Source organism: Pseudomonas sp. 14P_5.3_Bac1 (assembly GCF_025466135.1).
GTDB lineage: Bacteria > Pseudomonadota > Gammaproteobacteria > Pseudomonadales > Pseudomonadaceae > Aquipseudomonas.
In genome coordinates this window covers 28,125-46,211 of record NZ_JANLOF010000037.1, presented here as the reverse complement: position 1 = coordinate 46,211, position 18,087 = coordinate 28,125, and the positions used below count along the sequence as shown (strand labels likewise).

General features: G+C 59.1%; 23 protein-coding genes. 10 read left to right on the top strand and 13 right to left on the bottom strand.

Features of this window, described 5'->3' with window-relative positions; translation table 11 throughout:
• Window positions 1-27: 27 nt before the first annotated feature.
• From NTD89_RS08645 to NTD89_RS08635, 3 genes are read right to left on the bottom strand one after another with little or no spacing between them, the layout of a single operon-like run.
• Entirely contained in the window at window positions 28-513 is a 486-nt protein-coding gene (locus NTD89_RS08645; protein ID WP_262207121.1) for a hypothetical protein, read from the bottom strand.
• 35 nt (window positions 514-548) lie between these two features.
• Window positions 549-1,016: a WbuC family cupin fold metalloprotein gene (locus NTD89_RS08640; protein WP_242194683.1), complete on the bottom strand. Its 468-nt coding sequence runs from the start codon at window positions 1,014-1,016 to the stop codon at window positions 549-551.
• A 3-nt stretch (window positions 1,017-1,019) separates the two neighbouring features.
• Window positions 1,020-1,577 carry a hypoxanthine-guanine phosphoribosyltransferase gene (locus NTD89_RS08635; RefSeq protein WP_262207119.1) on the bottom strand — a complete coding sequence of 186 codons (558 nt, stop codon included), beginning with the start codon at window positions 1,575-1,577 and terminating at the stop codon, window positions 1,020-1,022.
• 164 nt (window positions 1,578-1,741) lie between these two features.
• Between NTD89_RS08635 and upp the strand changes: the two genes are divergently transcribed.
• The gene (gene upp / locus NTD89_RS08630) at window positions 1,742-2,380 is read left to right on the top strand and encodes a uracil phosphoribosyltransferase (RefSeq protein ID WP_017138223.1); all 639 of its coding nucleotides are present in this window, start codon (window positions 1,742-1,744) and stop codon (window positions 2,378-2,380) included.
• 2 nt (window positions 2,381-2,382) lie between these two features.
• On the top strand, window positions 2,383-3,657 hold the full coding sequence (locus NTD89_RS08625; RefSeq protein ID WP_262207117.1) for a uracil-xanthine permease family protein: 1,275 nt from the start codon (window positions 2,383-2,385) through the stop codon (window positions 3,655-3,657).
• Between the two features lie 129 nt (window positions 3,658-3,786).
• On the opposite strand, the gene hisC is transcribed toward NTD89_RS08625, so the two are convergent.
• From hisC to NTD89_RS08575, 10 genes are all read right to left on the bottom strand, one after another.
• Window positions 3,787-4,839, bottom strand: coding sequence for a histidinol-phosphate transaminase (gene hisC, locus NTD89_RS08620; protein WP_262207116.1), 1,053 nt, complete (start codon window positions 4,837-4,839; stop codon window positions 3,787-3,789).
• A gap of 3 nt (window positions 4,840-4,842) precedes the next feature.
• The gene (gene hisD, locus NTD89_RS08615) at window positions 4,843-6,168 is read right to left on the bottom strand and encodes a histidinol dehydrogenase (protein WP_262207114.1); all 1,326 of its coding nucleotides are present in this window, start codon (window positions 6,166-6,168) and stop codon (window positions 4,843-4,845) included.
• Between the two features lie 127 nt (window positions 6,169-6,295).
• Window positions 6,296-6,931 (bottom strand): ATP phosphoribosyltransferase, encoded by a 636-nt coding sequence (hisG, locus tag NTD89_RS08610; RefSeq protein WP_003188599.1) that lies wholly within the window; start codon window positions 6,929-6,931, stop codon window positions 6,296-6,298.
• A 256-nt stretch (window positions 6,932-7,187) separates the two neighbouring features.
• Window positions 7,188-8,453 (bottom strand): UDP-N-acetylglucosamine 1-carboxyvinyltransferase, encoded by a 1,266-nt coding sequence (murA, locus tag NTD89_RS08605; protein WP_106578687.1) that lies wholly within the window; start codon window positions 8,451-8,453, stop codon window positions 7,188-7,190.
• Window positions 8,454-8,476: 23 nt separating this feature from the next.
• A complete protein-coding gene (locus tag NTD89_RS08600) occupies window positions 8,477-8,716 on the bottom strand; it encodes a BolA family protein (protein ID WP_008434291.1) in 240 nt (79 codons plus the stop codon).
• Between the two features lie 114 nt (window positions 8,717-8,830).
• Window positions 8,831-9,136 (bottom strand): lipid asymmetry maintenance protein MlaB, encoded by a 306-nt coding sequence (locus tag NTD89_RS08595; RefSeq protein WP_106578686.1) that lies wholly within the window; start codon window positions 9,134-9,136, stop codon window positions 8,831-8,833.
• On the bottom strand, window positions 9,133-9,783 hold the full coding sequence (locus tag NTD89_RS08590; RefSeq protein WP_119736621.1) for a phospholipid-binding protein MlaC: 651 nt from the start codon (window positions 9,781-9,783) through the stop codon (window positions 9,133-9,135). Before NTD89_RS08590 ends, NTD89_RS08595 begins: the two co-directional genes overlap by 4 nt.
• An 11-nt stretch (window positions 9,784-9,794) precedes the next feature.
• Window positions 9,795-10,262: an outer membrane lipid asymmetry maintenance protein MlaD gene (gene mlaD, locus NTD89_RS08585; RefSeq protein ID WP_005784855.1), complete on the bottom strand. Its 468-nt coding sequence runs from the start codon at window positions 10,260-10,262 to the stop codon at window positions 9,795-9,797.
• Window positions 10,262-11,059: a lipid asymmetry maintenance ABC transporter permease subunit MlaE gene (gene mlaE, locus NTD89_RS08580; RefSeq protein WP_106578684.1), complete on the bottom strand. Its 798-nt coding sequence runs from the start codon at window positions 11,057-11,059 to the stop codon at window positions 10,262-10,264. Before mlaE ends, mlaD begins: the two co-directional genes overlap by 1 nt.
• Window positions 11,059-11,868 carry an ATP-binding cassette domain-containing protein gene (locus NTD89_RS08575; protein ID WP_262207110.1) on the bottom strand — a complete coding sequence of 270 codons (810 nt, stop codon included), beginning with the start codon at window positions 11,866-11,868 and terminating at the stop codon, window positions 11,059-11,061. The genes mlaE and NTD89_RS08575 overlap by 1 nt, the downstream gene beginning before the upstream one ends.
• Before the next feature lie 319 nt (window positions 11,869-12,187).
• Between NTD89_RS08575 and NTD89_RS08570 the strand changes: the two genes are divergently transcribed.
• From NTD89_RS08570 to ptsN, 8 genes are all read left to right on the top strand, one after another.
• Window positions 12,188-13,162 (top strand): KpsF/GutQ family sugar-phosphate isomerase, encoded by a 975-nt coding sequence (locus tag NTD89_RS08570; protein WP_106578683.1) that lies wholly within the window; start codon window positions 12,188-12,190, stop codon window positions 13,160-13,162.
• Complete coding sequence (locus NTD89_RS08565) at window positions 13,163-13,687, top strand: KdsC family phosphatase (protein ID WP_145165171.1); 525 nt, start codon at window positions 13,163-13,165, stop codon at window positions 13,685-13,687.
• Window positions 13,688-13,695: 8 nt separating this feature from the next.
• Window positions 13,696-14,268, top strand: coding sequence for an LPS export ABC transporter periplasmic protein LptC (gene lptC, locus NTD89_RS08560; protein ID WP_242194688.1), 573 nt, complete (start codon window positions 13,696-13,698; stop codon window positions 14,266-14,268).
• Window positions 14,255-14,830: a lipopolysaccharide transport periplasmic protein LptA gene (gene lptA, locus NTD89_RS08555; protein ID WP_145165175.1), complete on the top strand. Its 576-nt coding sequence runs from the start codon at window positions 14,255-14,257 to the stop codon at window positions 14,828-14,830. The genes lptC and lptA overlap by 14 nt, the downstream gene beginning before the upstream one ends.
• Complete coding sequence (gene lptB / locus NTD89_RS08550; RefSeq protein WP_016974288.1) at window positions 14,830-15,555, top strand: LPS export ABC transporter ATP-binding protein; 726 nt, start codon at window positions 14,830-14,832, stop codon at window positions 15,553-15,555. The genes lptA and lptB overlap by 1 nt, the downstream gene beginning before the upstream one ends.
• A gap of 184 nt (window positions 15,556-15,739) precedes the next feature.
• On the top strand, window positions 15,740-17,233 hold the full coding sequence (locus NTD89_RS08545; RefSeq protein ID WP_145165177.1) for an RNA polymerase factor sigma-54: 1,494 nt from the start codon (window positions 15,740-15,742) through the stop codon (window positions 17,231-17,233).
• Window positions 17,234-17,307: 74 nt separating this feature from the next.
• Window positions 17,308-17,613 (top strand): ribosome hibernation-promoting factor, HPF/YfiA family, encoded by a 306-nt coding sequence (hpf, locus tag NTD89_RS08540; RefSeq protein WP_106578678.1) that lies wholly within the window; start codon window positions 17,308-17,310, stop codon window positions 17,611-17,613.
• A gap of 9 nt (window positions 17,614-17,622) precedes the next feature.
• Window positions 17,623-18,087, top strand: coding sequence for a PTS IIA-like nitrogen regulatory protein PtsN (ptsN, locus tag NTD89_RS08535; protein WP_058419319.1), 465 nt, complete (start codon window positions 17,623-17,625; stop codon window positions 18,085-18,087).

Sequence of the window (18,087 nt, the reverse complement as noted above, 5' to 3'; positions counted from 1 at the left end):
GCAGTTGTGTAGATACCTGCGGCCTCACTATTTAGCGCGGACGGCGCCGGTGTGCAGGTCCGCCCAAATGTGCCCGTTGGCATAGCTGAGGAACTGCACATACACCGTGTCGTTGCGCAGCAGGTCAACGATCACGCGGTACTGGGCCACCGGGTAAGACAAGGTCAGGGTCTTACTGCTCTCATCGAACACCGGCTTTTTCAGGCTTTTGCTTTCGGCATCAAAATTGAGCACCACCTGGGCGATGGTCGCGCCTTTGTTCAAGGGTTTGCCCTTGAGGCGAATCATCAGCGGCGACGTAACGGGGATCGGCTGTTGAGTGGATTGCCGCTGGTTACCCACCACCACCGCGTATTCGGTGATTTGCAGCAGTTGCTGCTGGTCGGGGGTTTCGGCGCGCACAGTCAGGTCGTCCGGCGGCAGGAATTGGCTGTGCATCGGTGCCGGAGCCGCCGCCAACGGCAAACTGAAGGTCAACGCCAGGACGGCGCAGGTGCGGATCAACAGGCTCATGGGCGGCTCCGTGGAAGGTGGCCGAGCACTGTAGCTCAATCGAACTGGGCGAGCATCCAGCGTCGATATTCGGCAACGCCGGCATCGCCTTCGTGTGGCGCCCAGTCAGCCAACTCGCCCTCGCCTACGGGTCGATATGGCCCGGCCTTGCATTCAAACAACACGCTGTCGGGCTCCAGCACCACCAGGCCGTGAAATACACCGGGCGGCAGGTCGACACCGGCACACTCGCCGCCCGCCTGCAGGACGCGCTTGGCGATCACCTCACCGGTTTCGCTGAAAACCAGCAGGCCCAGGGTGCCCTTGAGCACCATCAGGGTCTCTGCCTTGTCCGCACTCAGGTGCCGATGCGGCGGCACATAGGTGTCGGGTTGCATGCCAACGGCCAGGCGATGGCAAGGCTCTTCCATCTGATGAAAGTTATGATGGTGCCGGCCACGGGGGCTGGCAGCCGCTTTCTCGGCCAGTTCGGTGAACAGTGTTTGATCAAGAAAGCGGACCATGGCTTACATCCCTTTGACGGCGAAGATCCCATTGGCATTACGCCAGTAGCCTTTGTAGTCCATGCCGTAACCGAAAATGTAGCGGTCGATGCATGGCAGACCGACGTAATCGGCTTTCAGGTCCGGGCGTGCCTTGCGGTCATGGTCTTTGTCGATCAGCACGGCGGTGTGCACTTTGCGCGCGCCGGCGTGTTTGCAGAAGTCGATGATCGCGCCCAGGGTATGCCCTTCATCAAGGATGTCGTCGATGATCAGCACGTCGCGGTCGATGAACGAGACTTCCGGCTTGGCTTTCCAGAACAGGTCGCCGCCGCTGGTTTCGTTGCGATAACGGGTGGCGTGCAGGTAGGAGGCTTCCAGCGGGAATTGCAGGTGAGTCAGCAATTTGCCGGCGAAGATCAGGCCACCGTTCATCACGCAGAAGACCACCGGGTTGGTGTCAGCCATTTCGCGGGTGATTTGCGCGCCGACCTTGGCGATCGCCTCTTCGACTTGCGCTTCGGTGTACAGGCAGTCAGCCTCGCGCATGATTTGACGGATATGCTCGAGATCAGCGGACATGGCGCTCTCCAAGGGGGTGCTGTGGCAAGAAAAGCGGGCAAAGGTACGCATGTGAGGCGCAACGTTCAAGCCTTAATGGACTAACGTACTAGATGTCTATAGGACAACACCCTCGGATAGATTAATCTAGGCCGGTTTTTTTGCCCGCCGCCGGAGCTTTTCCCATGCCCACTCGCGAGATCCGCCACCCGCTGATCAGACACAAACTCGGCCTTATGCGCCGTGCCGACATTAGCACGAAGAACTTCCGTGAGCTTGCTCAGGAAGTCGGAGCGCTGCTCACTTACGAAGCAACCAAAGATTTGCCCCTGGAAACCTACGAGATTCCTGGTTGGGCCGGCCCCGTCCAGGTCGAGAAAATCGCCGGTAAGAAAATCACCGTGGTGCCGATCCTGCGCGCCGGTATCGGCATGCTTGAAGGCGTCCTCAGCCTGATCCCGGGCGCCAAAGTCAGCGCCGTCGGCGTGGCCCGCAATGAGGAAACCTTGCAGGCCCACACCTACCTGGAAAAACTCGTTCCGGAAATCAACGAGCGCCTGGCGATGATCATCGACCCGATGCTCGCCACCGGCAGTTCCATGGTCGCCACCATCGACCTGCTGAAAAAAGCCGGCTGCAAAGACATCCGCGCCATGGTGCTGGTGGCTGCGCCCGAAGGCATTGCTGCCGTCGAGAAGGCCCATCCGGACGTGCAGATCTACACCGCGTCCATCGATGAGCGCCTGAACGAACACGGCTACATCATTCCAGGCCTGGGCGATGCCGGTGACAAGATCTTCGGCACCAAGCAGAAGGACGCGTGAGCATGCAGGATGATTTCAACGACCCGCTTTGGCGCCAGATCCTGTCTGGCGCACAGATGCTCTTCGTAGCATTTGGCGCGTTGGTGTTGATGCCGCTGATCACAGGTCTTGATCCAAACGTCGCACTGTTTACCGCTGGCCTGGGCACGTTGCTGTTCCAGGTGGTGACAGGGCGGCAGGTGCCGGTATTCCTGGCATCGAGTTTTGCGTTTATCACCCCGATCATTCTCGCCAAGGGCCAGTTCGGCCTCGCGGCGACCATGGGTGGGGTGATGGCGGCCGGTTTCGTTTATACCTTCCTCGGCCTGGCTGTGAAGGTCAAAGGCACCGGTTTTATCGACCGGCTGCTGCCGCCCGTGGTCATCGGCCCGGTGATCATTTCCATCGGCCTGGCCATGGCACCGATTGCCGCCAACATGGCGATGGGCAAAGCCGGGGATGGCAGCGAGCTGATCCATTACCAGACGGCGATGCTGATCTCGATGCCAGCGCTGCTGACCACGTTGATCGTGGCGGTGTTCGGCAAAGGCATATTCCGCCTGGTGCCGATCATTTCCGGTGTGCTGGTGGGCTTTGCCATGTCGTTCTACTTTGGTGTGGTCGACACGGCGAAGATCGCCGCTGCACCCTGGTTCGCCCTGCCCCACTTCACCGCGCCGGAGTTCAACTGGCAGGCGATTCTGTTCATCGTCCCGGTGGCCCTGGCCCCGGCGATCGAGCATATCGGCGGTGTGATTGCGGTGGGCAGCGTGACCGGTCGCGACTACCTGAAGAAACCTGGCCTGCATCGCACGCTGTTGGGTGACGGCATTGCCACCACGGCCGCCGGCCTGTTTGGCGGCCCGCCGAACACGACTTACGCCGAAGTGACCGGCGCGGTGATGCTGACCAAGAACTACAACCCGAAAATCATGACCTGGGCGGCGGTATTTGCCATCAGCCTGGCGTTTATCGGCAAGTTCGGCGCACTGCTGCAGAGCATCCCGGTGCCGGTGATGGGCGGCATTCTGTGCCTGCTGTTCGGCTCGATTGCGGCGGTGGGCATGAACACGCTGATCCGCCACAAGATCGACCTCGGCGAGGCGCGCAATCTGGTGATTGTGTCGGTGACCCTGGTATTCGGGATTGGCGGTGTGCTGGTCGGCACCGGCACCGGCCCGGATGATTTCGGCCTCAAGGGCATTGCCCTGTGCGCGGTGGTAGCGATTGCTTTGAACCTGCTGCTGCCGGGCAATGATGGCTGGAAGAACAAGAAGCCGGATGAGCCGTTGCTCTAACTGACCGAACGCAAAGCAGTGTGGGAGCTGGCTTGCCTGCGATGGCGGTGTATCAAACGACGGATATGTCGACTGTTACACCGCTATCGCAGGCAAGCCAGCTCCCACATTTTTTATCTTCAGTGTGGCTTAGAGCTCGCCGAGGCCATCAATCAGCGCCTGGTTCTGCTCCGGCGTACCGATGCTGATCCGCAGGAACTGGGCAATCCGCTCCTGTTTGAAGTGCCGCACGATCACCCCTTGCTCACGCAACTTGGCTGCCAGGCCGGCAGCGTCGTGCCGTGGGTGACGAGCAAAGATGAAGTTGGCCGCCGATGGCAACACTTCAAAGCCCTTGGCTTGCAACTGCGCGACCACCTTGTCGCGACTGTCGATCACCTGTTTGCAGGTTTTCTCGAAATATTCACGGTCGTCGAACGCCGCCGCCGCGCCGACAATCGCCAGGCGATCCAGCGGGTAGGAGTTGAAGCTGTTCTTGACCCGCTCCAGCGCCTCGATCAGGTCCGGGTGGCCCACGGCCAGGCCCACACGCAAACCGGCCAGTGAGCGCGACTTGGACAGGGTCTGAGTCACCAGCAGGTTCGGGTAACGGTCCACCAGGCTGATAGCGGTTTCGCCGCCAAAGTCGATATAGGCTTCATCGACGACCACTACCGAATCCGGGCTGGCCTTGACGATTTGCTCCACCGCGTCCAGCGCCAGCACGCAGCCGGTAGGCGCGTTCGGGTTGGGGAAGATGATCCCGCCGTTGGGCTTGGCGTAGTCGGCCACACAAATCTGGAACTGCTCGTCCAGCGGCACCGGGTCGGACTTGATGCCATACAGGCCGCAGTAAACCGGATAGAAGCTGTAGCTGATGTCCGGAAACAGCAGCGGCAAATCGTGCTGGAACAGGCCATGGAAGATGTGCGCCAGGACTTCATCGGAACCGTTGCCGAGAAAGACCTTGCCGGCGTCGATCCCGTAATACCTGGCCACCGCCTGCTTGAGCAGGTCGCTGTTGGGGTCCGGGTACAGGCGCAAGTTGTCGTTCAACTCGGCCTGCATCGCCGCGAGCGCCTTGGGCGATGGGCCGTAGGGGTTCTCGTTGGTGTTGAGCTTGACCAGCTTGGTCAGCTTGGGTTGCTCGCCGGGCACGTACGGCACGAGATCCTTGACGAAAGGGCTCCAGAATTTGCTCATGTCTCAGTTCCCCTTCTTGTCTTCAAGGATGCGATATTCGGCGCTGCGGGCGTGCGCGCTCAGCGATTCACCACGGGCCAGCACCGAGGCGGTCTTGCCCAACTCGGAAGCGCCTTGTGGCGAGCAGAAGATGATCGAGGAGCGCTTCTGGAAGTCATACACGCCGAGCGGCGACGAGAAGCGCGCGGTGCCGGAGGTCGGCAGCACGTGGTTCGGGCCGGCGCAGTAATCGCCCAGGGCTTCACTGGTGTGGCGGCCCATGAAGATCGCGCCAGCGTGGCGAATCGACGGCAGCCAGGCTTGTGGGTCGGCCACGGACAACTCCAGGTGCTCCGGCGCGATGCGGTTGGCCACCTCAATGGCCTGCTCCATGTCGCGGACCAGGATCAGCGCGCCACGGCCATTGATCGACTTCTCGATGATCTCGGCGCGGTCCATGGTCGGCAGCAGCTTGTCGATGCTGGCGGCGACCTTGTCGAGGAACTCGGCATCGGGGCTGACGAGGATCGCCTGGGCGTCCTCGTCATGCTCGGCCTGGGAGAACAGGTCCATGGCGATCCAGTCCGGGTCGGTCTGGCCGTCACACACCACCAGGATTTCCGAAGGGCCGGCAATCATGTCGATACCGACCTGGCCGAACACGTGCCGCTTGGCGGTGGCGACATAGATGTTGCCTGGGCCGACCACTTTGTCGACCTTCGGCACGCTTTCGGTGCCATAGGCCAGTGCCGCGACAGCTTGAGCGCCGCCGATAGTGAACACACGGTCAACCCCGGCGATGCACGCGGCAGCCAACACCAGCTCGTTGATTTCGCCGCGCGGCGTTGGCACGACCATGACCACTTCGGTCACGCCCGCCACTTTGGCCGGGATAGCGTTCATCAACACCGACGACGGGTACGAGGCTTTACCGCCCGGCACGTACAGCCCAGCGCGGTCCAGCGGCGTGACCTTCTGGCCCAGCACAGTGCCGTCGGCCTCGGTGTAGCTCCAGGAATCCTGTTTCTGTTTTTCGTGGTAGCTGCGTACGCGTGCCGCTGCGACTTCCAGGGCTTCACGCTGCGGCGCGGTGATGCGCGTCAGCGCCAGCTCAAGGCGTTCGCGCGGCAGGATCAGATCGGACATCGACGCGACGTCGAGGCCGTCGAACTGGCGGGTGAAGTCCACCAGCGCCGCATCACCGCGCTCGCGCACGGCCTTGATGATGTCGAGCACCCGCTGGTTGACCGAGTCGTCGGACACGCTTTCCCAGCTCAGCAGATGATCCAGATGATGGGCGAAATCCGGGTCGGCAGCGTTGAGTCGGGCAATTGCAGTGGACGTGGTCATAGCGAGGGCCTCAATAGAATTGGCAAAAACTCAGGCGCCCTAAACTAGCAGTCGTTTCCGCTTGGGCACCTGAGAATTCTGGCTATGAGGCGGATAGACGGGCGCGACCTACGGCCGCGCAGGTGAGTCAACCGCGGTGTCGAGACTCCACTGCCTTGCGCAGGGTGTCGATCAACGCCTGGATTCGGGCGTGTTGCATTTTCATCGAAGCTTTGTTGACGATCAGTCGCGAGCTGATGTCGGCAATGAAATCCTGAGGCTCAAGACCGTTGGCACGCAGCGTGTTGCCGGTGTCGACCACGTCGATGATCTTGTCGGCCAGGCCGATCAGCGGTGCCAGCTCCATCGAGCCGTAAAGCTTGATGATGTCGACCTGGCGACCTTGCTCGGCATAGTAACGCTTGGCGACGTTGACGAACTTGGTCGCCACGCGCAGGCGGCCTTTGGGCTCGACGTCACCGACACGGCCGGCGGTCATCAGCTTGCACAGGGCGATACGCAGATCCAGCGGCTCGTACAGGCCCTGGCCGCCGTATTCCATCAACACGTCTTTACCCGCGACACCGAGGTCGGCTGCGCCATGTTCAACGTAAGTCGGCACGTCAGTGGCACGCACGATCAGCAGGCGAACGTCGTCCTGGGTCGTGGGGATGATCAGCTTGCGGCTCTTGTCCGGATTCTCGGTCGGCACGATGCCCGCTTCAGCCAGAAGCGGCAAAGTGTCGTCAAGGATGCGGCCCTTGGACAGTGCGATGGTCAACATGGGAAACGTCAGTCCTTCATCAGGCTATTGCTGTCCGGTCGCAAACGGCGCCAGACACAGATCGAGGCCATTACAGCCTCGATTTGAAACAAGTTCAGCAGGGACACGCTCAGTTAACAGCAAAACACCATCCCGTGGCGAGCGGGCTTGTCCAGCGCTGGACTGCATAGCGTCCCGTTTTGGGGGTCGCTACGCGGGCGGTACGACGACTCGACAAGCCCGCCCGCCACAGTGACGGTGTTTACAGCTACTGGACCTAGCCCGGTACGCGGCGGATCTTGGCGCCGAGCATCTGCAGTTTTTCTTCGATGCACTCGTAACCACGGTCTATGTGGTAGATGCGGTCGATCAAAGTGTCGCCGTCAGCGCACAGCGCCGAGATGACCAGGCTGGCCGACGCACGCAGGTCGGTGGCCATCACTGGCGCGCCCTTGAGCTTGTCGATACCGGTGACGATGGCAGTGTTGCCTTCGACCTGGATCTTGGCGCCCATGCGGTGCAGTTCATACACGTGCATGAAGCGGTTTTCGAAGATGGTTTCGATCACGGCACCGGTGCCTTCGGCAATCGCGTTCAAGGAAATGAACTGCGCTTGCATGTCGGTCGGGAACGCCGGGTAAGGAGCGGTCCGCACGTTGACGGCTTTAGGCCGCTTGCCGTGCATGTTCAGCTCGATCCAGTCGGCACCGGTGGTGATTTCAGCACCGGCTTCCTTGAGTTTTTCCAGGACGGCTTCAAGGATGGTCGGATCGGTGTCCTTGACCTTGACGCGGCCACCCGTGACGGCAGCCGCCACCAGGTAGGTGCCGGTCTCGATACGGTCCGGCATCACTTTGTAAGTGGCCGAGTGCAGACGCTTAACTCCGTCGATGGTGATGGTGTCAGTGCCGGCGCCGGTGATGTTGGCACCCATCGCAATCAGGAAGTTGGCCAGGTCGACGACTTCCGGCTCGCGCGCGGCGTTTTGCAGGACGCTGCGGCCGTTGGCCAGGGCTGCGGCCATCATGATGTTCTCGGTACCGGTCACGCTGACGGTATCAAAGAAGAAGTTGGCACCACGCAGGCCGCCTTCCGGCGCCTTGGCCTTGATGTAGCCGCCTTCGACGTCGATAGTTGCGCCCATGGCTTCAAGGCCACGGATGTGCAAATCGACCGGACGCGAACCGATGGCGCAACCGCCAGGCAGTGCCACTTCGGCCTCACCGAAACGGGCAACCATCGGGCCCAGCACCAGGATCGACGCACGCATGGTTTTCACCAGCTCGTACGGAGCGATCAGGGTCTTGATGGTGCGCGGGTCGATTTCGACGGACAGTTTTTCGTCGATCACAGGCTCAATGCCCATGCGACCGAACAGTTCGATCATGGTGGTGATGTCGTGCAAGTGCGGCAGGTTGGCCACAGTTACCGGGCCATCGCACAGCAGGGTCGCTGCCAGAATCGGCAAGGCGGAGTTTTTCGCACCGGAAATGCGGATCTCGCCATCAAGGCGGGCACCGCCGGTAATAATCAATTTATCCATAAGAATCTCGACGCCTTGGGGGCTCAGGTGCGCTCGGCCCAGGCCGCGCGGCTGAAAAATTTCATAGTGACCGCGTGGATGCTGCCATCGGTGATCCACGGGTTTAAATGGGCATAGATCTGCTGTTGACGCTTGACCGGGCTCAATGCCGCCAGTTCATCGCTAATCACGTTCAGCTGGAAATTGCAGCCTTCGCCTTCAACTTCTACGTTCGTTTCGGGCAGCTTTCCTTCAAGGAAGCTTTTAACTTCTAGGGCCTGCATGCTCAACCTCTATCGGCGCCCAGTGCGCACGGGTCGCACATCATACAAAAAAGCCCCGCGCCTGCGAACCCCGCATAGCAGGACTCTGACGGGGGGCTTCCTTGATATTGGCTATTAAGGATGCGCCAGAAGCTCGGTCAGACCGGAAACCTCGGCAATTTCGCGCATATCCTCAGGCAACGCACGGATGCTGACCGGTTTCTTGACCGCCTCGGCATCCCGCATGAAGCACAGCAACAACGACAAACCGACGCTGCTGGACTTGGTCACTGCCGAGCAATCCAGCACCAGCGCAGGCGCGTTGCTGCTGTTGATCAGCGCCTGGCCCTGCTTGCGCAGGTCAGGCCCGGAGCGGTAATCAAGCACGCCGCTCAGGAATAATTCGCCGGCGTCACCAAGCCGAACAGCCGACTCGGTCATTGCGCAGGCTTCCCGGCAGCTTGTTTGTCGGTTTCTTCCTTGGCCTTGGCGACTTCACCGGCCCAACCATTGATGGTTTTGTCCAGGTCGTTGCCATTGCGCTGCATGGCGTCAGCGAACTGATCGCGGAACAGCTTGCCAATGTTGATGCCGTTGATGATCACGTTGCGCAGTTTCCACTCGCCTTTGACCTTCTCCAGCGTGTACTGCACAGGGTAGACGGCGCCGTTGGTGCCCTTGACGGTCATGTTGACGCTGGTGCGGTCACCTGACTCATCCCCGGCCGGAGCAACGGTAATCCCCTGGTTGTTGTATTCCAGCAGGGCATTACCGTAGAACTGGAACAGGCCCTTTTTGAAGTTTTCCTGGAAGGTCTGCATCTGCGCAGGCGTTGCCTTGCGCGAATACTTGACCGTCATGATGCTGCGAGAAATGCCTTCGGCATCAACCACTGGCCCAACAATGGTGTTGAGCGCATCGTAGAACTTGCTTGGGTCTTGCTTGTACTGCTCTTTGTTGGCGGTCAGGTCAGCCAACATTTTGTTGGTCGTGTCCTGCACCAGATCGTGCGCAGAACCCGCCGCGTTGGCCATCAGGGGCAGCGCTGCAAGCAGCACCAGCAGGCCACGTCGCAAGGTAGAGATCATGAACAGATTCCTCATTTGGCGTCTTTATTGACCGTATTGAGCAGGAATTTACCGATCAAGTCTTCAAGCACCAGCGACGACTGTGTGTCGTGGATTGTCGAACCATCCTTGAGCAGGGCTGTTTCCCCGCCCACGCTGACGCCGATGTACTTCTCGCCCAGCAGACCCGCAGTGAGAATAGATGCAGTGGAGTCAGTCGGCAGATTATCTACCTTCTTGTCTACCTGCATGGTCACTCGCCCGGTGAAGCTGTCGCGATCCAGATCGATTGCCGTGACCTTGCCGATGGTTACACCGGCCATGGTCACTTTAGCTCTGACAGTCAAACCGGCGATATTGTCGAAGTAAGCGTAAAGTTTATAAGTATCGGCGGTCGGGCTGGCCGAAAGGCCACTGACTCGCAGGGCCAGCAAGAGTAAAGCCAGGATGCCAGCCAGCAAGAAAAGGCCGACACCGATTTCCACAGTGCGGTTTTGCATCAGAAATCTCCAAACATCAAGGCGGTCAAAATGAAGTCAAGGCCCAGTACCGCCAGCGAGGCGTACACAACGGTCTTGGTGGTGGCGCGACTGATCCCTTCTGAAGTGGGCTCACAGTCATAGCCTTGGAATACGGCGATCCAGGTCACTACAAAGGCGAAAACGATGCTTTTGATGATGCCATTGAGCACGTCGCCGCTGAAGGTCACGCTGTTTTGCATGTTGCCCCAGTACGAGCCGTCATAGACGCCCAACCAGTCAACCGCCACCCACGAACCGCCCCAGATGCCCACCACGCTGAAAATCATCGCCAGCAGTGGCAGGGAAATGAAGCCGGCCCACAGGCGCGGGGCAACAATGTACTTGAGTGGGTCCACGCCGATCATTTCCAGGCTGGACAACTGCTCGGTGGACTTCATGTTGCCGATCTCGGCAGTCAGCGCAGAACCTGCGCGCCCGGCAAACAGCAAGGCGGTCACCACCGGGCCCAGCTCACGCAACAGCGTCAGGGCGACCATCTGCCCCACTGCCTGCTCCGAGCCGTAGCTGGAGAGGATATTGAACCCCTGCAACGCCAGCACCATGCCGATGAAAATCCCGGAAACCACGATGATGACCAGGGACATCACGCCTACTGAGTGCAGTTGCTTTAGCAGCAGGCCAAAGCCGCCACCGATGCCGCCGCGACCGAGCAATGCGTGAAACAGGAAAATCGTCGAACGCCCAAGCACTTCGACCATGTCGATGCCCGAGCGACCGAAAAGGCGAACCTTTTCGATGAGAGATGTCTTGCGCATCAGCGCTTCCCCAGAAGATCTGAGCGGTAGTCCGCTGCCGGAAAATGAAAAGGCACCGGGCCATCGGGATCGCCGGTCATGAATTGGCGAATGCGCGGGTTGTCAGCGTTCATCAGCTCTTCAGGCGTGCCCTGCCCCAGCACCTGGCCATCGCCTACCACATAGAGGTAGTCGGCGATGCTCGCGGTTTCAGCCAGGTCGTGGGACACCACGATACTGGTGATGCCGAGCGCATCGTTGAGCAGGCGGATCAGCCGCACCAGCACACCCATGGCAATGGGGTCCTGACCGACGAAGGGCTCGTCATACATGAGGATCTGCGGATCGAGAGCAATGGCACGCGCCAACGCGACACGACGCTTCATGCCGCCGGACAATTCGTCAGGCATCAGGTCGATGGCACCGCGAAGGCCCACGGCCTGCAGTTTCAGCAACACGATGTCACGAATCATTTCATCGGACAGCTGGGTATGCACCCGCAGCGGAAACGCCACGTTTTCGAAAACATCGAGGTCGGTGAACAAGGCACCGCTCTGGAACAGCACGCCCATATGCTTGCGGGCATCGAACAGATCGCTGCGCGACAGTGTCGGCAGGTTCTGGCCGTTGACCCACACTTCGCCGGCGCTAGGGCGCAATTGCATGCCCATCAGGCGCAACAGGGTGGTCTTGCCGCAACCGGAAGGCCCCATGATGCCCGTGACTTTACCGCGGGGAATGCGAATATCGATGTTATTGAAGATGCTGCGCGTCCCGCGCTTGAAGGTAAGGCCCTTCAGCTCGACCGCGTAGGCGTTATCGGCACTCATCTAATCTCCTTGGGATGCAGCCTTTCACTCAGACACCATGTTTGCGACATTCGTTTGCAATGGGTGCGCAATAGTTTGCAACAGGTGCGCATTCATTAGTCACATGGGTTGGGCGGACCGAACTGGCGGCGAACTATATCACTGGTGGTACAGAGCCCCCAAGGCCGGAACAGCGCTCGTTCAGATTCGGGACAGGCAAAAAACCTTGCTGGGCATGATTCTCGTGCACTAGCAGAATAAACCCTGACGAACTTGCGTGAGGGAATTGATCATTACCGCTATAATCGCCGACTTTTCGTCAGGCTATACGATTTCAGACATGAGCCAATCCAGCGACCTTATTCAATCCGCACAACGCACCATCCGCCTCGAGCTAGAAGCCGTAGAGGGCTTGCTGGCCCATATCGACGCGGATTTCGTACGTGCCTGCGAGATGATTCTGGCCAGCAAAGGCCGCGTTGTCGTGGTTGGCATGGGCAAGTCAGGCCACGTTGGTAACAAGATTGCCGCCACGTTGGCCAGCACCGGAACCACGGCTTTTTTCGTACACCCGGCCGAAGCCAGCCACGGCGACATGGGCATGATCACCAAGGATGACATCATCCTGGCCTTGTCGAACTCCGGCACCACCAACGAAATCGTGACCCTGCTGCCGCTGATCAAGCGCCTGGGCATCAAGATGGTCAGCATTACCGGCAACCCGGATTCGACGCTGGCCAAGGCCGCGGAAGTGAACTTGAATGTTCACGTAGCCCACGAAGCCTGCCCGCTGAATCTGGCGCCGACGTCTTCGACCACCGCCGCACTGGTCATGGGCGATGCCTTGGCCGTGGCGCTCTTGGAAGCTCGCGGTTTTACAGCTGAAGATTTCGCGTTTTCGCATCCAGGCGGCGCTCTCGGCCGTCGCCTGTTGCTGAAAGTGGAAAATGTCATGCATTCGGGGGATGAACTGCCCCACGTCCAGCGCGGCACCCTTTTAAAGGACGCGCTGATGGAAATGACCCTCAAGCGCCTGGGCATGACTGTCATTCTGGAGTCCGACGGGCGTCTGGCCGGCGTTTTCACTGACGGTGACCTGCGCCGCACGCTGGACCGCAATCTCGACATTCAAACGGCTACGATCGATGAAGTCATGACCCCTCACGGCAAGACCGCACGCCCGGAAATGCTCGCGGCCGAAGCGTTGAAGATCATGGAAGACCACAAGATTCTTGCGCTGGTAGTCGTCGACGGCGACGATCACCCGGTTGGCGCCCTGAACATGCACGACTTGCTGCGTGCGGGAGTGATGTAAATGACCAGCGACCTGCTACAACGCGGTAAAAACATCAAACTGGCAATTTTCGACGTCGATGGTGTGCTGACCGACGGCCGCCTGTACTTCCTCGAAGATGGCAGTGAATTCAAGACGTTCAACACCCTCGATGGCCAAGGCATCAAAATGTTGATGGCCGCGGGCGTGCAAACTGCGATTATCAGCGGTCGAAAAACACCGGTTGTGGAACGCCGTGCACAAAACCTGGGTATTCCTCACCTGTATCAGGGCCGTGAGGATAAACTGGTGGTTCTGGACGAGCTTCTTGGCCAACTCAACCTAAGCTATGAGCAGGTCGCCTACTTGGGCGATGACCTGCCTGACCTCCCGGTTATCCGCCGCGTAGGCCTGGGTATGGCCGTCGCCAACGCGGCGACTTTTGTTCGCGAGCACGCCCATGGCATCACCACAGCCCGTGGCGGCGAAGGTGCCGCCCGCGAGTTCTGCGAATTGATCCTGCGTGCCCAGGGCAGCCTTGAAGCGGCACACGCCGCCTACTTATAGAGCGTTTTATGCTGAGCAAAAAGATTCGCAATTTCCTGCTGTTCGGGGTCATCGCCGCACTGTTTCTGGCGGTAGGCTACTGGAATATCAGCCCCGAACGCTTTCTCGACAGATCTGGCGCGCAGGTTGACGAAGGCGCTATCGACTATTACGCCATCAATGCCTACAGCGTGCAGTTCCTGCCGGATGGCAAGCTTCAGTACGAGATGAACTCGGACAAAGTCGAGCACTTGAAGTCGTCCGAAGTCACGTTGCTGACCAACCCGGACATGAACCTGTACCGCGGCACTGAGTTTCCTTGGCATGTCACCAGCAAGCATGGCGAGGTCAACCCGGACGGCACTCAGGTAGAACTGATCGACTCGGTACGTGTTGCACGTACTGACGATAAGAACCGCGACACTATTATTACCAGCAGTCGCATGACCGTTTTCCCACAACAGCAATATGCGCAGACCGAGCAAGACGTTAGAATCGACGGCGCTGGCGGTGTATCGACTGGCAAGGGAATGAAAGCGTATTTGAAAGAAAGCAGGATACACCTGCTATCGAACGTAAGAGGACAGTATGAGGCTCGTTAAAACCCTCCCTATTTTGCTCGGTCTGGGCGCAGCACTGGGAAGCGTGAGCGCCTGGGCTCTGCCGAACGATAGCCAGCAACCGATCCACATTCAGGCTGACGATGCGCAGCTGGATGACAAGCAAGGCGTTGCAACCTATACCGGTGCCGTGATCATCACCCAAGGTTCGATGAAAATTACCGGCAACACGGTGACGCTCACGCGTACGCCTGCGGGTGACATCGACGTGGTGACTTCGGTGGGTAACCTGGCCTATTTCGAACAGAAGCAGGCTGCTGCAGACCCTGCTCCGATGAAGGGCTACGGCAAGACCATCCAGTATCACGCCCAGCAAAACCGTATCATCCTGATCGATCAGGCCAGGGTTGTGAGCAGCGATGGCAACACCACGGACGGTGAGAAAATCACCTATGACACCGTGAAGCAGATCGCTCAGGCGGGTCGCGCCACCGGCGCGAAGATCGGCACGCCGAAGCCGCGTATCGACATGGTTATCCAACCCAAGCAGAAAGACGCTGCCGCTCAGCCTGCGCCTAAACCCGCTGCGAAGAAGGCGAACTAATGGCAACCCTCAAAGCCCAGCATCTGGCCAAGGCTTACAAGAGCCGTCAGGTCGTGCGCGACGTCAGCCTGTCGATCGACAGCGGCCAGATCGTCGGCCTGCTCGGCCCTAACGGTGCCGGCAAAACTACATGCTTCTATATGATCGTCGGACTGGTCCAGGCGGATCAGGGCCGTGTATTGATCGACGACCTCGACGTGAGCCACCAGCCGATGCATGGCCGCGCACGCGCAGGTATCGGCTATCTCCCACAGGAAGCGTCGATCTTTCGCAAACTGTCGGTGTCGGACAACATCATGGCGATCCTAGAGACCCGCAAGGAACTCGACCGTGACGGCCGCCGCAAGGAGCTGGAAAGCCTGCTTCAGGAATTCCACATCAACCACATTCGCGACAACCTCGGCATGAGCCTGTCCGGTGGTGAGCGCCGTCGCGTGGAAATCGCACGTGCACTGGCAACCGCACCGAAGTTCATCCTGCTGGACGAACCGTTTGCCGGCGTTGACCCGATCTCGGTCGGCGACATCAAACAGATCATCCATCACCTCAAAGCCAAGGGCATCGGCGTGTTGATCACTGACCACAACGTCCGTGAAACCCTCGATATCTGTGAAACGGCTTATATCGTCAACGATGGTCAGCTGATCGCCGAGGGCGATTCAGCCACAATCCTGGCTAACGAATTGGTCAAGGAAGTGTATCTGGGCCACGAGTTCCGCCTGTAAGCACCGTGGTGTCACGGCTGTTCGCCAAGGCGCGCGGGAGTCAATAAAAACCTCTTTTTTTTATTGTTACCGCGCTCTAGGCAAAGCCCCCGACATCAGGCATATAATTTGCTTATGTTTGGCGCTCACGCGCCCTGTCGTGGATGGCGCATTGCGCCGGCGAATAAGGTGTTAAGCCCCTGCCATGAAACCATCGCTAGTCCTGAGAATGGGCCAGCAGCTGACGATGACACCTCAGCTGCAACAGGCCATCCGCCTGCTCCAATTGTCGACCCTGGACCTGCAACAGGAAATCCAGGAGGCCCTGGAGTCCAATCCGATGCTCGAACGCCAGGAAGAAGGCGACGACTTCGATAATGCAGACCCGCTGGCCGACAACATCGAGCAAAAACCCAACTCCGACGTGCAGGAACCCTCCTACCAGGAAACCGCCCCAACGGTGGATAACCTTGAGGAAGGCGAATGGAACGAACGCATCCCCAACGACCTTCCCGTGGATACCGCGTGGGAAGACGTTTACCAGACCAGCGCCAGCAGCCTGCCCAGCAATGACGATGACGAATGGGATTTCACCACCCGCACGTCCGCTGGCGAAAGCCTGCAAAGCCATTTGTTGTGGCAACTTAACCTCGCGCCGATGTCCGACACCGATCGCCTGATCGCTGTCACTCTGATCGACTGCATCAATAACCAGGGCTACCTGGACGAAACCCTTGATGAAATCCTCGAGGCTTTCGACCCGGAGCTGGACATCGAGCTGGACGAAATCGAAGCCGTCCTTCACCGCATCCAGCAGTTTGAGCCCGCCGGCATCGGCGCTCGCACCCTCAGCGAGTGCCTGTTGCTGCAATTGCGTCAACTGCCCGCCAAGACGCTTTGGCTCGCAGAGGCCCAGCGCCTGGTCACCGATTACATCGACCTGCTGGGCAGCCGCGACTACAGCCAACTGATGCGCCGCATGAAGCTCAAGGAAGACGACCTGCGCCAGGTCATCGAGCTGGTACAGAGCCTCAATCCGCGCCCCGGCTCGCAAATCGAGTCCAGCGAAGCCGAATACGTCGTTCCCGACGTGATCGTGCGCAAGGACAACGAGCGCTGGCTGGTGGAGCTTAACCAGGAATCGGTGCCACGCTTGCGCGTCAACCCGCAATACGCAGGCTTTGTGCGCCGCGCCGACACCAGTGCCGATAACACTTTCATGCGCAACCAGTTGCAGGAAGCGCGCTGGTTCATCAAGAGCCTGCAAAGCCGCAATGAAACCCTGATGAAAGTGGCCACCCAGATCGTCGAGCACCAGCGCGGCTTCCTGGAATATGGCGACGAGGCAATGAAACCGTTGGTGCTGCATGACATCGCCGAGGCGGTGGGCATGCACGAATCAACGATCTCCCGGGTGACCACGCAGAAGTTCATGCATACCCCACGGGGCATTTATGAGTTGAAATACTTTTTCTCCAGCCATGTCAGCACCTCTGAAGGCGGCGAATGCTCGTCCACGGCGATCCGCGCGATCATCAAAAAACTGGTTGCTGCGGAAAATCAGAAAAAGCCGTTGAGTGACAGCAAGATCGCTGGTTTACTGGAGGCACAAGGCATTCAGGTCGCCCGTCGAACCGTCGCCAAGTACCGCGAGTCCCTCGGGATCGCGCCTTCCAGCGAGCGTAAGCGTTTGATGTGACGGGCGGGCCATAGCGTTCCAGTGGCAGGCGTTTTGCCTGCCGCTTTATGCACTGGCAACGAAGGAGAAGCTGTATGCAAGTCAACATCAGTGGACACCAACTGGAAGTTACCAAGCCCCTGCGTGAGTACACCGAGAGCAAGCTGAACAAGCTTGCAGGGCATTTTGACAAGATCACCAACGTGCAGGTCATCATGGAGGTCGACAAGCTCAAGCAAAAAATCGAGGCCACCCTGCACGTACCGAATGCGAAGCTCGTCGCCAATGCGGAGCATGAAGACATGTACGCAGCGATTGACTCGCTCTACGACAAGCTGGACCGCCAACTCATAAAGCATAAGGAAAAGTATCTGCACCTGATGCAAGGTACAGGTCGTTAACTCTCCCCCATGATCCAACTTGAAACCATCCTGACCCCCGGCCGTTCACTCGTGAACGCGCCGGGCGGCAGCAAGAAGAAAGCCCTCGAACACATCGCCAACCTGATCAGCCGTGAAGTGCCTGAGCTGGATGAGCAAGTTGTGTTCAAGGCCCTGATTGACCGTGAAAAGCTGGGTTCGACCGGTTTTGGTAACGGCATCGCCATTCCTCACTGCCGCCTTGAAGGCTGTACTTCTCCCGTAAGTGCACTTTTACACCTGCAAGAAAAAATCGATTTTGATGCCATCGACGGCGCCCCGGTCGACCTGCTGTTCGTTCTGCTGGTCCCGCAAGCTGCTACCGATGCACACCTGGAACTGCTCCGGCAGATCGCCAGCATGCTCGACCGCAAGGAAGTACGCGACAAACTGCGCAGTGCCAGCAGCAACGAGGCGCTCTATCAGGTTGTCCTGGATGAACAAAACAGGCAGTAA